Source organism: Rossellomorea aquimaris, assembly GCF_008180865.1.
GTDB classification, from domain to species: domain Bacteria; phylum Bacillota; class Bacilli; order Bacillales; family Bacillaceae_B; genus Rossellomorea; species Rossellomorea yichunensis.
Map to the genome: position 1 here is coordinate 733190 of NZ_VTEX01000001.1, position 15329 is coordinate 748518.

The window sequence follows — 15329 nt, forward strand, 5'->3', positions numbered from 1 at the left end:
GTGCGTTTTTAATATGCAAAATAGGGAAAAGGGTATATAAATAAATCGTGGAGGGAACACACCGATGTTTGATTTTGTAATAAATTTAATTAAGGAGCTTGGAATGTGGGGGTTATTCGCTGGAAATGCAATTGAAGCGTCATCCTTGCCATTTCCGGGAGCCCTCGTGACACTGACATATGGTTACCTTTTAGATCCATCTTGGACGAAGCTGATCATTTTAGCATTCACAAGCAGCTTGGTTTATACGGTATGTAGTTATATCCCATATGGAATAGGATATAAATTAAAAGATAAACTCAATGAAAAAACCAGCTCAAAGAAATTAGCTAAAGGTCAAAAATGGTTTCGGAAATGTGGATTGTGGAGTATTGCCATCACGAGACCGCTTGGCATTGGTAACTATATTTCTTATGTTGCAGGTATTAGTAAAGTGAATAAATGGACATTTGGCGGATTAACGTTCATCGGAATCTTCCCAATTACCCTCACGATGTTAATAGTCGGCAAGAATGGAAATCTCAAGTATGTACAGTCATTGATGAGTAACATACAAACCTACCTTCTCATTGGAGGGGCTATACTGTTGATTGGTTTCTTATCATATAAATACTTTTTTAGATTTAAGGAAAAAAACACCAGCTGCTTGGACGATGAGTCAAGCATAGCAAAACAAACCGAATAAACAAGACATCGATTCGCTCCTCATTTGGGAAGCGGATTTTTTGTGAGAAAAGGAGATGTACACACTGATCGTAAATTGACCAGAACCGGTTTCCTCAATCTACTACATGCTCCAACCGTTTTACGTGTGATATAATGAATAGTCGAGATTAGTAGATTTACATGGAAAGGTTTGAATGAAACCATGACACAATATACCCCAATGATAAAACAATACTTACAAGTAAAGGCAGAATACCAAGATGCCTTTTTATTTTTTCGTTTAGGTGATTTTTATGAAATGTTTTTTGACGATGCCATAGCAGCATCACAGGAACTTGAAATAACGTTAACAAGTCGTGATGGGGGAGGGAAGGAACGTATTCCCATGTGTGGAGTTCCTTATCATTCTGCTCCTAACTACATAGAGCAGCTCATCGATAAAGGTTTTAAAGTAGCAATTTGTGAACAAACCGAAGATCCGAAACAAGCTAAGGGAGTTGTGCGGAGAGAAGTTGTTCAGCTCATTACACCCGGTACGGTTATGGATGGTAAAGGCCTGAATGACAAAGAGAACAACTATATTGCTTCTGTAACAGATTTTAAAGATGAAACTTACGGACTTTCTTATAGTGACTTAACAACAGGGGAAACAAAAGTGACTTTGGTCACAGATGGTCTTCAAGCATTGTTGAATGAATTATCTACGATTGGTGCGAAGGAAGTCGTCATTCACCCCGATCTAAATGAAGCGGTACAAGGAAAGATTAAAGAACGAAACGAAGTTACCTTGTCATATGAGAAAGGAGCTGAAGGTGGAGGAGATTTTGCTCATCTCGTTGCCCCTTTAAAACAAGATAAACTAATAAAAGCTTCCTCCCTCCTTTTTCACTACCTCTTCCGTACACAGAAGAGAAGCCTTGATCATTTACAAATTGTTGAGACATATCAGCTGCATCAATTTATGAAAATGGATTACTATTCGAAGCGAAATCTGGAGTTGACGGAAACGATCCGCTCAAAAGGAAAGAAAGGTTCGCTTCTTTGGCTATTAGATGAAACGATGACGGCTATGGGAGCCCGGTTACTCAAGCAATGGATCGATCGACCACTTATTCATAAACAGGACATTCAAAGACGTCAAACGGTTGTTGAGGTGCTATTGGAGCGATTCTTTGAGAGGCAGGACCTTAGAGAAAGATTAAAGGAAGTGTATGACCTAGAGAGGCTTGCGGGGCGGGTTGCGTTCGGTAATGTGAATGCACGTGATTTGATTCAGCTGAAAAAATCACTTCAGCAAGTACCTGTGTTAAAACACCTGGTGGGATCACTCGAAAATGAAGCAACCGATGATCTCGTAAGGAAACTTGATCCATGTGAAGAGCTGACAGATCTTCTTGACCTGGCTTTAGTGGAAAATCCCCCTCTTACAATTAAAGAGGGAAGTCTGATTCGGGATGGGTATCATAATGAGCTTGATCAATATCGTGATGCAAGTAGAAACGGGAAGTCCTGGATTGCTCAGCTCGAACGTGATGAAAGGGAAAGGACTGGAATCCGGTCCCTTAAAGTTGGATTTAACAGGGTCTTTGGCTATTATATCGAAGTAACGAGAGCAAACCTTCAACACCTGGAAGAAGAACGCTATGAAAGAAAACAGACATTAACGAATGCTGAACGTTTCATCACCCCTGAGTTAAAGGAGAAAGAAGCGCTTATCCTTCAGGCCGATGAAAAAAGTGTGGAATTGGAATATGAACTGTTCCTTGGAATTCGTGAGAGAGTCAAGGAATTCATCCCCCGCCTGCAGAGGCTCGCGAAACTCGTAAGTGAATTGGACGTTCTCCAGTGCTTTGCAACGGTAAGTGAAAAGCGTCATTATATCCGCCCTGTCTTTAATGAAGAAAGAATAATCAGGTTGAGGGACGGACGTCATCCGGTTGTGGAAAAGGTGATGGGTGCTCAGGAATATGTTCCGAACGACTGCTATATGGATCAAGAAAAAGAAGTCTTTCTTATCACAGGACCGAATATGTCGGGGAAAAGCACTTATATGAGACAAGTGGCTTTAACGAGTATTCTTGCTCAAATTGGGTGTTATGTTCCTGCCAGTGAAGCAAACCTGCCAATCTTTGATCAAGTATTTACGCGAATTGGGGCAGCGGATGATCTGATTTCAGGTCAAAGTACTTTCATGGTGGAGATGTTAGAGGCAAAAAATGCGATCATCAACGCGACTCAGCAGAGTTTAATATTATTTGATGAAATTGGACGCGGTACCTCCACTTATGACGGCATGGCTTTGGCCCAAGCGATTATTGAATACATTCATGAACATATACGGGCAAAAACCTTATTCTCCACTCACTATCATGAGCTGACGGTTCTTGAAGAAGAATTACAAAAGGTGAAAAACGTACATGTAAGTGCCATGGAACAAAACGGGAAGCTCGTTTTCCTTCATAAAATCAAAGAGGGAGCAGCTGACAAAAGTTATGGAATTCACGTTGCCGAACTTGCAGAACTACCTGAAGCCCTGATTGAAAGAGCAAACGAAATCCTTCTTGAGCTTGAGCGTAAGGATGAGACTTCTCACTACAGAGAAGTGGCTGTTGCGAGGGAATCAGCTGTTGAGAAACACGAGCCAAGTGAAGAAGAACTTGCCCAGCTCTCCTTTTTTTCTGATGAGAAGAAGGAGATCAAAGAAAAGCTTACTTCTAAAGAAAAGAAATGCTTAGAGGAGCTTAAAAAACTCGATATCCTGGAGATGACTCCCTTGGATGCAATGAACACTCTCTACGTGATCCAAAAAAAGTTAAAAAATTAATGGAGGTGAAACTGTGGTAAAAATATTTCAGCTTGATGATTCGCTTTCCAATAAAATTGCCGCCGGTGAAGTTGTAGAAAGACCGGCTTCTGTCGTGAAGGAGCTCCTTGAAAACAGTATAGATGCAGGCGGATCCGTAATCGAAATTCATATCGAAGAAGCAGGCTTACATTCGATACGCATCATTGATAATGGAGACGGTATCGAAGAGGATGATGTGAAAACAGCTTTCAAACGCCATGCAACCAGTAAAATCAAAGACGAAAATGATTTATTCCGTATCCGGACATTGGGATTTAGAGGAGAAGCCCTGCCCAGTATTGCTTCCGTTTCCCATTTTGAGCTGAAAACGAGTACGGGAGATGGTCCAGGTACGTATATCGAACTTGAAGGTGGAGAAATCAACTCACTCGAAAAAACATCGTCAAGAAAAGGCACAGATATCACAGTTTCACACTTGTTCTTCAATACACCTGCACGATTAAAATATATGAAAACCATTCATACTGAGTTGGGAAACATTACAGATGTGGTGAACCGGATTGCCCTGGCACATCCTACCGTTTCAATCAAGCTTTTGCACAACGGTAAGGCACTACTACACACCAATGGTAATGGAGATGTCCTGCAGGTTCTGGCAGCTATCTATGGGGTAGGAATTGCCAAAAAGATGGTTCCGATTGAAGTCAGCTCACTTGACTTCAAGGTTAAGGGCTACATCTCCCTGCCGGAGGTTACACGTGCTTCCAGAAATTATATTTCAACGATGATCAATGGAAGGTTTATAAAAAACTATGCTTTGGCGAAAGCAATCGGCGAGGGGTATCACACACTTCTTCCTATTGGTCGTCACCCCATCGTCCTTCTTAGCATAGAGATGGATCCCATTCTGGTAGATGTGAATGTACATCCTTCCAAGATGGAGGTCCGCATTAGTAAAGAAAGTGAATTAAACACAATAGTTACGGAAGGAATCAAAAGGGTGTTCAAAGGAAAAGAATTGATTCCTTCAGGATCCGTGGCACCGAAGATTGTACAGCCAAAATCAGAGCAAACGTTTATGAACCTGGACCATTCGGCTAAAACTCATGCGAAAGAGGAAATGGCGGGATTTGCAGGTGCGGTTCGTGAACGGTTAGTTCCTAAAGAAGAACCGGAAAAGCTTTATGAGCCAAAAACAGATATGAACGAATCCCATGAGGCAGAAATCCCTGGTACAGATGAACCGGCAGTTCCGGACTTAACGCGCACAATTGACGAAGAAATGGAATTCCAGGATACTAATGGGGAAGAAGTATTCCATGAAAAAGGTCACTCTCCTAGAGTTCCTCCACTTTATCCTGTTGGCCAAATGCACGGTACTTATATCTTTGCCCAAAATGATCGCGGCCTATATATCATTGATCAACATGCAGCTCAAGAACGAATAAAATATGAGTTCTTTAAAGAAAAAGTGGGGGAGGTTGCGAAGGAGCTCCAAGAACTCCTGGTCCCACTTACCCTTGAATTTTCTACAGATGAGTACATTAAAATTAATGAATACCGCCATCTTCTGGAAGAAGTCGGTGTGTTTCTGGAAGAATTCGGATACAATAGCTTTATTGTACGGGCTCATCCTCAATGGTTTCCAAAAGGGGAAGAACAGCAAACCATTGAAGATATGATCGAACAGGTGTTGAAAATGAACAGGGTTGATATCAAAAAACTCCGGGAAGAAGCAGCTATTATGATGAGTTGCAAAGGTTCGATCAAGGCGAACCATCATTTGCGCAATGAAGATATGCAAGCTTTACTGGACGAACTGAGAAGAACCAGTGACCCATTTACCTGTCCACACGGGCGACCAATTATCATCCACTATTCAACTTATGAAATGGAAAAGATGTTTAAACGAATAATGTAAAAATAGCCGATGGAATACTGCGAATCCATCGGCTGTTTCTATTTAGTTTTAAACACCAGTGTCGAAAGGTATAATTCGTTTAAACACCCTACCAACAGCATACAAGGTACTGAAAAGATGATGCTGAATAGGTGATTTTGTATCAAAAATATGCCTCACCCAATAAATATGAGGCATAGGTTGTCCAATTAATAATTATCCAGATGTTGCAATAGCACTAAAACTCTCAGGACCGACCCTGATAGTCCCAATAGCTGAGGCGCTTATATATGCGGTATATACTAAAGGTCCACTTTCCGGCTTAGGCGCGTTAAAGTTTGCGCCAGAAAATGTAATGAGCTGTGGTCCCAAAATCTCCAGACTCAATTGCTGTTCAGCAGAATATACAGTAGTTAAACCTGATTGTTGCGTCCCCCTTACTACAGTGATAGTGACACTAGTTGCAAGCGGAATTAAAGGTAACTGTACAGCGACAGTTCCACTGAACTCGACTCTTATCTGTCCAACAGTTGCCTTTGTTACGTCCAACCCCACCACACCAAATAAAGAATCGGTACCTACAAGGATTGGGGTAGTTAAGGTGTTAGCCAAACTGGCATTTTGACTTGTTCTACCATCTAGAAAGATACCCATCATCTCACCTCCTTTTTTCTAATCTAGTATATGTTATGTAATTCTACTATTTATGACTGTGCTGGTTGATTATAAATGATAAATACATAATAAACGAACGCTGTGTAGTTGATTTCGGATCATACTGGTAGGGGATGACGGTAGTAATTTGTAATTATATCAATCTTTATAAAAAGTATTAGATGAGATGAGTGGGTATAGGCACAAAAAGGGTGATAATAAGAGTGGTATGCCTAAAATGATTTTAATGCTAAATGTAATAAGAGTATTACACTTGAATGATATTGATTACAATAATTATATTATGGAAACTTATATAACTTCCGTTTCCATTCTTTCAATAATTATTTAGTAATAGATTATTAGCGTTTTTTTCAAAAAGAAACAGTATCAAAGTGAACGAGTCTGACACATACTTATTCTCCATTATATGAAAGTACTTTATTGCCATTTCGTTATCTATATATGAAATTTATCAGAATGCATTTTTGTTGAAGGAATTCTTCTCACAAAAAGCTAATACTAAGATATAGATATTTTCAGAAAATTCAATATATAAATAGGGGGAAATGGAATGAATGGAGGCATAGAGCTTCTAAGGGAGAAAAAGAATAAACGCCTTAAAATTACATTATGGACAGCGGGATCCATTCTATTTATCATGCTTGGAATCCTTATTTTTGCAAATTATTACATTGACAGATCTCTGCCTGTAACATCTGGTACCATTTCTTTAAATGGGTTATCCCAAGATGTAGAAGTGATCAGGGATAAAGACGGCGTGCCCCATATTCTAGCTCAAAATGAAAAAGACCTGTATATGGCACAGGGTTATGTACAGGCCCAGGATCGTCTATTCCAAATGGACCTAAGCAGAAGACAGGCTTCAGGGCGATTGAGTGAAGTGGTCGGTGAGAAAGCAATTGATCGGGACAAGTTCTTCCGGACATTTGGTTTGCGGAGGGCAGCGGAGGTTTCATTTACTGCATATCCTGATGAAGCGAAGCAGCTTCTCGAATGGTATGCAGATGGGGTCAACGCTTATATGCAAGAAGCCAAAGATGAAGGAAGGCTCCCTATAGAATTCACCCTGCTTGGTTACAAACCTGAAAGATGGACTCCAATCGATTCATTAACCATCGGGAAGTATATGGCATTTGATTTAGGGGGCCACTGGCAAGGTCAGGCTTTCAGGTATTGGGCATTAGAAAACATGCCTAAGGATAAAGCGTATGATTTGTTCCCTTCATACCCTGAAGACGCTCCTGCCATTCTATCAGATATAGGAGAAGTTCAGGTTGATATGGAGCAATCATTTGCCGGTGCAGTCATTCCACCTGAATTTAATGGGAGCAACAACTGGGTGGTAAGTGGAGAGAAAACAGCCAGTGGTAAACCCCTCCTGGCAGACGACCCCCACCTCTCATTAGGAACTCCTTCCATATGGTATCAGATGCACCTGGAATCACCACAAGTCAATGTGAGTGGAGTAATTTTTGCCGGTATTCCAGGAATCATCCTTGGTCATAATAAGCAAATTGCATGGGGGGTAACAAATACGGGACCTGATGTTCAGGACTTATATGTAGAAAAACAAAATGAAGAAGATCCTTCTCTGTTTTTATATGATGAAAATTGGGAAAGGGCAACGGTCATAGAAGAGCCCATTAAAGTAAAAGATGGTGACACCATTCCTTATGAAGTCACGATCACAAGACATGGTCCGGTGATTTCAGAATTTGCTCATCAAAATGAAAGTGGAAAAGTACTATCAATGAGATGGACAGCTCTTGATCCAAGTCTGGAACTTCTCGCAATCCTTAACATCAATAAGGCAAAGGATTGGGATGAATTTGAAGAAGCCTTAAAGGACTTCCACGTTCCTACACAAAATTTCGTTTTTGCCTCAGAGGATGGAACGATTGCGTATAAGGCCAATGGGAAAATTCCTATCAGGAAAAAAGGGGACGGACTTCTGCCTGTACCGGGGTGGGATTCTGATTATGAATGGGAAGGATTTATACCATTCGAAGAGCTTCCAAAAGTCATCAATCCAGAATCGGGTTTCATTGCAACAGCGAATAATAAAGTAGTTACTGATGAATATCCATATCATATTAGTCACCACTGGGCTCAGCCATATCGGTACATGAGAATATCGGAGTATATAGAAGCGGAAAAGGAATTCACTCTTTCGGATATGAAAGACCTTCAAATGGATCAGATGAATTTACATGCACGTGAAATGGTTCCTATTCTGATTGAAGATATGGAAAGCGGCTCATTAACTGCTAAAGAAAAAGCAGCTGTTGAGCTGCTGAAGTCCTGGAACATTAAAGATGATAAAAAACAAGCTGCTCCACTCGTTTTTCATCAGTGGATGAACGAAATTTCCACTGGCCTATTTAAAAAAGATATTCCAAAAGATATGATGAAACTGTTTGAAGGCCGTCAAAGTGTCGTGGATGAACTCATCCGAAAAGCTCATAACGGAGAGGAATCTCAGTGGTTTGTGGACAGAGGAGGATACCAGACTTTCTTAACAGCTTCACTTACCCAAGCATTAGACGAGCTGGAAGAAGCATATGGTTCTTCTATGGAAGAGTGGGAGTGGGGACTGTATCATAGAGTATACTTTGAACACCCTTTATCGGGAGCTTCTTCCGTGTTGAAATGGTTCTTAAATGACAGGGATCCCGAGCCGTTGGGAGGAAGTAGAGTGACGGTGGGTGCTGCAAGTTACAATGAGAGTGGAATCGTCAATCATGGTGCTTCGTGGAGATTTGTTATTGATACAGAGAACATGAACAATGGCTATCATATTGTAGGCCCTGGCCAAGCGGGGCATTATAAAAGTAAATGGTATCAAAATCAAATGGACGCGTGGAAAAACGGGGACTATCATCAAACATCCATCTCAAACCGAGATGGGGACAGGTTAATATTAAAAGCAAATTAAAGTCTAAAGCAGCTGGTCATCAAAGGTTAAAAACAATTCCCACAAGAAGAATTATTAACATCTATAAACAGCCTGGAGAGCCTTTCCGGGCTGTTTATAGTATGAGAGTTTAATGTGGGTGAGTTTTATCCCCTATAGAAATGGGTACATTCACTTCTAAGAAGAAGGGAGGAAATCAGCTTCTTATATTGAATAATCATAAAAGAATTGGGTATACTGGCAAGATGTGATTTAACAACATCTATCATTATGGTACGATAATATGTAACGAAACATTTACATAGAAAGCAGTGAACGTATGACAAGATTTGAAAAAGAGAAAGTGATCGTTCTTATTGGTCCGACTGCTGTAGGTAAAACCAAAACAAGTATAGAACTTGCCAAGAGGTATAATGGCGAAATCATAAGCGGTGACTCCATGCAGATTTATAAAAAAATGGATATCGGTACCGCGAAAATCACCCCTGAGGAAATGGAAGGAGTCCCACATCATCTCCTTGATATTAGAGAGCCCGTGGAATCCTTTTCTGTAGCAGACTTTCAGCAACTTGTCCGAAAGAAAATTTCAGAGATTCACTCACGTGGAAAAGTCCCTCTTATAGTTGGGGGGACAGGGCTATATATTCAGTCGGTATTATACGATTATCAATTCACTGAAACTCCAGGTGATGAACACTATCGTGAGGAATTAGAAGCAAGCCTTGAGAAAAATGGTTCCGAGTGGCTTCATGATCGATTAGTATCTGTCGATCCCGCGTCAGCAGGGAATATACACCGGAATAATACCCGACGAGTCATTCGTGCATTGGAGATTTATCATTGTACCGGCAAGACAATGTCTGAGTATCAAGAAGAGCAATCACAGGAGCTGCAGTACGAAGTGGCTTTAATTGGGTTAACCATGGATCGGGAAAAACTTTATGAAAGGATAAACCTCCGTGTTGATCTGATGATGAAACAAGGTTTATTAGAAGAAGTAAAAGAGTTGTACGATAAAGGTATAAGAAATGTTCAGTCTGTTCAAGCCATTGGGTACAAAGAACTTTACGATTATTTTGATGGTAAAGTCAGCTTGGAACGGGCAAATGAAAGCCTAAAGCAAAATTCAAGAAGATATGCAAAGCGCCAACTTACATGGTTCAGAAATAAAATGGATGTTGCCTGGTTCGATATGACAATTGAGAGTCAGCACACCAAAAATATTGAGGATATTTCAGAATTTATTGCAGGAAAGCTACAATTAAAGTCGAATAAGTAACGTAGAGATAGAAGAGGAGGACTAACCATGAAACAATCCATTAATATCCAAGATCAATTCCTTAATCAATTAAGAAAAGAGAGTTCACTATGTACGGTATTTTTATTGAATGGATTCCAAATCCGTGGACAAGTGAAAGGTTTTGATAACTTTACAGTGCTGTTTGAGTGCGAAGGAAAACAGCAGCTTGTATATAAGCATGCCATTTCAACATTCGCTCCACAGCGAAATGTCCAAATAAATTTTGAAGAACAAAGCAATTAATATTAAAAGACTGCGAAAGCTGCCTCAATGGGCAGCTTTTTTTGTAGTAATCATCAGTATATTTATCATATAGGGCATGAATCTGATTCGTGATTGCAAGAATTAATTAATGAAACGAAAAGTAATTGAATAGGATGATAAGAGAGGCTTTTTTTATGTCCCTCACTTATCAAGTTCCAAATTAGTTTTCACTAGTTATGAATATGATGAATCGTTATGAAAAATAAACGAAGCAAAAGATTCCGTGTTTCTTTTTATTTCTCGGGAAAGCGCAGAAATAGACAGAATTCTTCTAATTTGTCGAAAAAACCTGGTGAAAAATAGGCGTTTGTCACCCTAAAATCTTCAGGAGCGTATACTGTCTTAAGAATGGTGAGGTGAATCCATTGGATCAACCAATGAGAATGAAAAATAATGGTCAAATCAGCATTGTATTGAATTCTCAAAAACGGAGTTCAGTAAAAGATACGATAAGACATGATTCCATTCCTCAGTCGCTCCCTCAAGAGCATGTCGCATTAAAAGAAATAGAAGAAGAACTTGGATCACTTGTCGGAATGGAAGAAATGAAGAAAATGGTGAAAGAAATCTATGCTTGGATATATGTTAATAAGAAACGGGAAACAATGGGGTTGAAAGCAGGAAAACAAGCCCTTCATATGATGTTCAAAGGAAATCCCGGTACAGGAAAGACTACTGTCGCAAGGATTATCGGAAAACTGTTCTTGAAAATGAATGTACTTTCTAAAGGTCATTTAATCGAAGCAGAGAGAGCAGATCTGGTTGGTGAATATATTGGTCACACTGCTCAGAAAACAAGAGACCTTGTCAAAAAAGCCCTGGGTGGAATTTTGTTTATCGATGAAGCGTATTCACTGGGCAGAGGAGGAGAGAAGGATTTCGGGAAAGAAGCCATCGATACACTTGTCAAACATATGGAGGATAAGCAGCATGAATTCATCTTGATCCTGGCAGGATACTCGAGGGAAATGGAACACTTTCTTACCTTGAATCCCGGTCTTCAATCAAGATTCCCTCTCGTCTTTCACTTTCCGGATTATTCAGTTGATCAGCTGATGGAAATCGGCAGAAGGATGTTAGAAGAAAAGGAATATTTATTAAGTCATGATGCAGAAAGAAAGATCCGGGAACATCTTCACTCAGCAAAAAATACATTATCTCCTATGGCATTTTCAAATGGCAGGTATGTACGGAATGTATTAGAAAAGTCAATTCGTACTCAGGCCATGCGGCTGCTAATGGAAAATTGCTATGATCGACATGATTTATTAACAATCCGCAGCAATGATTTAGTGTTTAACAAAGGATCATCTGAATGACTATACTTAGTAAACATCTAGTAATATAAAAATCTATAAAAAAATGCATTCAAAAGTGAATGCATTTTTCTATTATACATGTGCCCGTAAGCTCCTATTCGGTAACCTCCATTTGTATAAATAGGATAGAACACGTAATGTTGTTGTGATCACGAATAAAGAGTAGAGTTCAAATGCTGAATGGACTACCCCGAGCCCGATTGCTGCTCCGCACAGGACTGCCCAGACAGCATAAATTTCTGAACGAAGCACTAATGGTTTCCGACCGGCAAGGAGATCACGAATGATTCCGCCCCCGCTCCCTGTCAGCACAGCTGCTACAATAATAGCGCTTATTGGATGATTCATTTCAGAAGCATACAGTGCTCCTTGTATAGCAAAAGCTGAAAGACCTATGGCATCAAAGAAATTCCCCCATTTTCTCCAGTGTTTTAGGAGATTATTAGGGAAAAGAAAGACAGCTGTTATGGAAAGGAGGGCAATCTGAAACAACATGCCTTGCTCCCATAGAGCGGAAACAGGGACGCCAATCAGTAAATTCCGAATAGCCCCTCCACCGAATGCTGTGACAATTCCTAATATATAAACACCGAGGATATCGTATTCCTCTTCCATGGCAATGATAGCTCCTGAAATAGCAAAAGCAATGGTACCTATAATACTTAATACTTCCCACGTCATACACATTCCTCCTAACCCTATTACAATATGCTACATGCCATTATGTAGATTCTTGAATGAGTGTGATATCGTAAATTCAAACATACTGATTTTAACACGTCTGCACTTAATTGCAACCATTTTTCATTCCTTTTTACATAGAGTTTACGAGGCGAATTTGGTATGATGAAAATAATAATGAATTGTACAGAAAGAAGGATGTTTATTGAAGAATGAAGTAAAGGAAAAAGTCATTCTTGTTGGGTGTCAACTCGAGGAAGATGACTTGCGTTTTCAGTATGGTTTAGACGAACTTGAAGAATTGACGGAAACGGCTCAAGGTCAAGTAATGGCTATACTAACTCAAAAACGGGATCGTGTTCATCCTGGTACATATATAGGAAAAGGTAAAGTGGAAGAGTTGGTCCTTTTAGAAGAGCAATTTGAACCGGATATAATCATTTTTAATGATGAACTATCTCCGAGTCAAATTAGAAATTTATCAAAAGATTTAAATGCAAGGGTGATTGATCGTACTCAACTGATCCTGGATATCTTCGCTGGCCGCGCCCGTTCAAGAGAGGGGAAATTACAAGTAGAGCTTGCTCAACTTCAATATCTGCTTCCTCGATTAATCGGTCAAGGAGCTTCTCTCTCAAGGTTGGGAGGAGGAATTGGTACAAGAGGGCCGGGTGAAACAAAGCTCGAAAGTGACCGTCGTCACATTCATCGCAGGATTGATGATATTAAGAAACAACTACAAATCATTGTTGAACACAGAGAAAGGTATCGTGAACGAAGAAAGCGTAACAAAGCCTTTCAAATTGCACTGGTAGGTTATACAAACGCTGGGAAATCGACTTTGTTTAATCGAATTTCATTAGCAGACTCTTATGAAGAGAATCAACTCTTCGCAACATTGGACCCGATGACCAGAAAAATGCCCTTGCCCAGTGGCTACTTGACATTACTAACGGATACAGTCGGATTTATCCAAGATCTCCCGACTACATTAGTAGCGGCTTTTCGCTCTACACTGGAAGAGGTGAGAGAGGCGGATCTTCTTCTCCATGTAGTGGATAGTTCTAATCCCGATTACAGTCAGCATGAAAAAACCGTTCAATCTTTATTACAAGACCTGGACATGTTTGGACTGCCTCAGTTAACGGTTTACAACAAGAAAGATGTGATGCACCATGACTTTGTCCCAAGCAGCGAATGGGATCGTATCATGATCAGTGCCTTAAACGAACACGATCGCGGGCAGCTTCTATTAAAAATAGAAGAAATCGTAAAAAAACATATGACATCTTATCATGTATTCATTCCAGCGAGTGAAGGGAAGGTCCTTTCACAATTAAAGAATGAAACCATCTTAAAAAAGCTGCAATTTATTGAAGAAAACCAGGTTTATGAATTGAAGGGCTATCACCTGGAAGATCATCCAATCGCAGGCAGCATCAAGAAATTTCAAAGGTAGAAGGGAAACAAAACCTCATGTTTGAACAATTAGTGCACGGAAACACTCTAAAACCATTGGTAACAAAAGTTGAAGAAAGCATTAAAGATATACACAACCAAATTGAAGAACGGGCCGAAAATAACCAGTTCAGTGTGCTTAGATCTTTTCAAAAGCACCGTGTAAGCGATTCCCACTTCATACCTTCAACTGGCTATGGGTATGACGATGCAGGAAGAGACACATTAGAAAGTATTTATGCCGATGTTTTCGGAGGAGAAGCAGGACTAGTGCGTCCTCAGATTATTTCAGGTACTCATGCAATCTCCATCGCCTTATTTGGTGTACTCAGACCTGGGGACGAATTAGTGTACATAACGGGAAAACCATATGATACGTTAGAAGAAATTGTTGGGATTCGCGGGGAAGGAACCGGGTCACTGAAAGACTTTCAAATTGGCTATCAAAGTGTAGATTTACTCCAGTCTGGAAAGGTGGATTTTGAAGGGGTGGCAAAAACGATTTCTTCCAAAACAAAAATGGTGGGGATTCAGCGATCTAAAGGATATGCCAACCGACCTTCCTTTACTATAGAAGAAATCAAAGAAATGATTGATTTTGTAAAAGAGATAAACCCTGAAATGGTTGTCTTCGTAGACAACTGCTACGGAGAGTTTGTAGAAGAGAGTGAGCCTTGTCACATCGGAGCAGATTTAATGGCAGGCTCCCTTATCAAAAATCCTGGTGGAGGTCTTGCTAAAACCGGGGGTTACATTGTAGGAAAGAAAGAATACGTTGACGCATGTTCATATCGAATGACCTCTCCTGGAATAGGGGCAGAGGCGGGTGCATCTCTTTATAGCTTGCAAGAAATGTATCAAGGTTTCTTTTTGGCACCCCATGTGGTGGCACAATCATTAAAGGGGGCCGTCTTCACATCTGCGCTTTTAACGGAACTTGGCATGAATACAAATCCAAGTCCTCATGCAAAACGAACAGATTTAATTCAGTCTGTGCAGTTCGATGACAGAGATAAGATGGTCGCATTTTGTCAGGCAATCCAGTTTGCATCACCTATAAATTCTCATTTTACTCCCTATCCCAACTATATGCCCGGCTACGAGGATGATGTCATTATGGCAGCAGGAACATTCATTCAAGGTTCCAGCATTGAATTATCTGCAGACGGTCCGATAAGACCACCTTATGTGGCATATGTTCAGGGGGGATTAACTTACGCCCATGTAAAAATTGCCGTTTGCTCAGCAGTAGATAATTTGATTGAAAAAGGTTTAATCACTGTGACAATAGGATAATAAATTAGTAATTGGATAGTCTAAATCTGACTATCCTTTTCTACTGA

11 protein-coding genes are annotated in these 15329 nt (G+C 40.2%); 9 read left to right on the forward strand and 2 right to left on the reverse strand.

Going from position 1 to position 15329, the window contains the following annotated elements:
* The first annotated feature begins 64 nt into the window (after window positions 1-64).
* The 3 genes from FZC88_RS03645 (at window position 65) to mutL (ending at window position 5393) form a co-directional block, all read left to right on the forward strand.
* Window positions 65-685, forward strand: coding sequence for a DedA family protein (locus tag FZC88_RS03645; RefSeq protein ID WP_148993683.1), 621 nt, complete (start codon window positions 65-67; stop codon window positions 683-685).
* Window positions 686-868: 183 nt separating this feature from the next.
* Window positions 869-3490, forward strand: coding sequence for a DNA mismatch repair protein MutS (gene mutS / locus FZC88_RS03650; RefSeq protein WP_148993684.1), 2622 nt, complete (start codon window positions 869-871; stop codon window positions 3488-3490).
* A gap of 13 nt (window positions 3491-3503) precedes the next feature.
* A complete protein-coding gene (gene mutL / locus FZC88_RS03655; protein WP_148993685.1) occupies window positions 3504-5393 on the forward strand; it encodes a DNA mismatch repair endonuclease MutL in 1890 nt (629 codons plus the stop codon).
* A gap of 195 nt (window positions 5394-5588) precedes the next feature.
* Here mutL and FZC88_RS03660 read toward each other — a convergent pair whose 3' ends face one another.
* The gene (locus FZC88_RS03660; protein ID WP_148969336.1) at window positions 5589-6026 is read right to left on the reverse strand and encodes a hypothetical protein; all 438 of its coding nucleotides are present in this window, start codon (window positions 6024-6026) and stop codon (window positions 5589-5591) included.
* A 574-nt stretch (window positions 6027-6600) separates the two neighbouring features.
* Between FZC88_RS03660 and FZC88_RS03665 the strand changes: the two genes are divergently transcribed.
* The 4 genes from FZC88_RS03665 to spoVK all read left to right on the forward strand — a co-directional run bounded on the left by FZC88_RS03665 (window position 6601) and on the right by spoVK (window position 11847).
* The gene (locus FZC88_RS03665) at window positions 6601-8985 is read left to right on the forward strand and encodes a penicillin acylase family protein (RefSeq protein ID WP_397541164.1); all 2385 of its coding nucleotides are present in this window, start codon (window positions 6601-6603) and stop codon (window positions 8983-8985) included.
* Window positions 8986-9283: 298 nt separating this feature from the next.
* On the forward strand, window positions 9284-10243 hold the full coding sequence (gene miaA, locus FZC88_RS03670; RefSeq protein ID WP_148993686.1) for a tRNA (adenosine(37)-N6)-dimethylallyltransferase MiaA: 960 nt from the start codon (window positions 9284-9286) through the stop codon (window positions 10241-10243).
* Between the two features lie 27 nt (window positions 10244-10270).
* Window positions 10271-10507 (forward strand): RNA chaperone Hfq, encoded by a 237-nt coding sequence (gene hfq / locus FZC88_RS03675; protein WP_113968114.1) that lies wholly within the window; start codon window positions 10271-10273, stop codon window positions 10505-10507.
* A gap of 386 nt (window positions 10508-10893) precedes the next feature.
* Window positions 10894-11847, forward strand: coding sequence for a stage V sporulation protein K (gene spoVK, locus FZC88_RS03680; RefSeq protein ID WP_148993687.1), 954 nt, complete (start codon window positions 10894-10896; stop codon window positions 11845-11847).
* Between the two features lie 72 nt (window positions 11848-11919).
* On the opposite strand, the gene FZC88_RS03685 is transcribed toward spoVK, so the two are convergent.
* Window positions 11920-12528: a trimeric intracellular cation channel family protein gene (locus FZC88_RS03685; protein WP_148969248.1), complete on the reverse strand. Its 609-nt coding sequence runs from the start codon at window positions 12526-12528 to the stop codon at window positions 11920-11922.
* A 205-nt stretch (window positions 12529-12733) separates the two neighbouring features.
* Here FZC88_RS03685 and hflX point away from each other — a divergent pair, with 205 nt between their 5' ends.
* Together hflX and FZC88_RS03695 are read left to right on the forward strand one after the other, a co-directional pair.
* The gene (gene hflX, locus FZC88_RS03690) at window positions 12734-13987 is read left to right on the forward strand and encodes a GTPase HflX (protein ID WP_148993688.1); all 1254 of its coding nucleotides are present in this window, start codon (window positions 12734-12736) and stop codon (window positions 13985-13987) included.
* Between the two features lie 17 nt (window positions 13988-14004).
* Window positions 14005-15282, forward strand: coding sequence for a methionine gamma-lyase family protein (locus tag FZC88_RS03695; protein ID WP_148993689.1), 1278 nt, complete (start codon window positions 14005-14007; stop codon window positions 15280-15282).
* Window positions 15283-15329 lie beyond the last annotated feature (47 nt).

Excerpts from the sequence above, each read along its gene's own strand:
- FZC88_RS03645 (WP_148993683.1), top strand. The coding sequence starts at position 65 with ATGTTTGATTTTGTAATAAATTTAATTAAGGAGCTTGGAATGTGGGGG.
- mutS (WP_148993684.1), top strand. The coding sequence starts at position 869 with ATGACACAATATACCCCAATGATAAAACAATACTTACAAGTAAAGGCA.
- FZC88_RS03660 (WP_148969336.1), bottom strand. The coding sequence starts at position 6,026 with ATGGGTATCTTTCTAGATGGTAGAACAAGTCAAAATGCCAGTTTGGCT.
- FZC88_RS03665 (WP_397541164.1), top strand. The coding sequence starts at position 6,601 with ATGAATGGAGGCATAGAGCTTCTAAGGGAGAAAAAGAATAAACGCCTT.
- miaA (WP_148993686.1), top strand. The coding sequence starts at position 9,284 with ATGACAAGATTTGAAAAAGAGAAAGTGATCGTTCTTATTGGTCCGACT.
- hfq (WP_113968114.1), top strand. The coding sequence starts at position 10,271 with ATGAAACAATCCATTAATATCCAAGATCAATTCCTTAATCAATTAAGA.
- FZC88_RS03685 (WP_148969248.1), bottom strand. The coding sequence starts at position 12,528 with ATGACGTGGGAAGTATTAAGTATTATAGGTACCATTGCTTTTGCTATT.
- FZC88_RS03695 (WP_148993689.1), top strand. The coding sequence starts at position 14,005 with ATGTTTGAACAATTAGTGCACGGAAACACTCTAAAACCATTGGTAACA.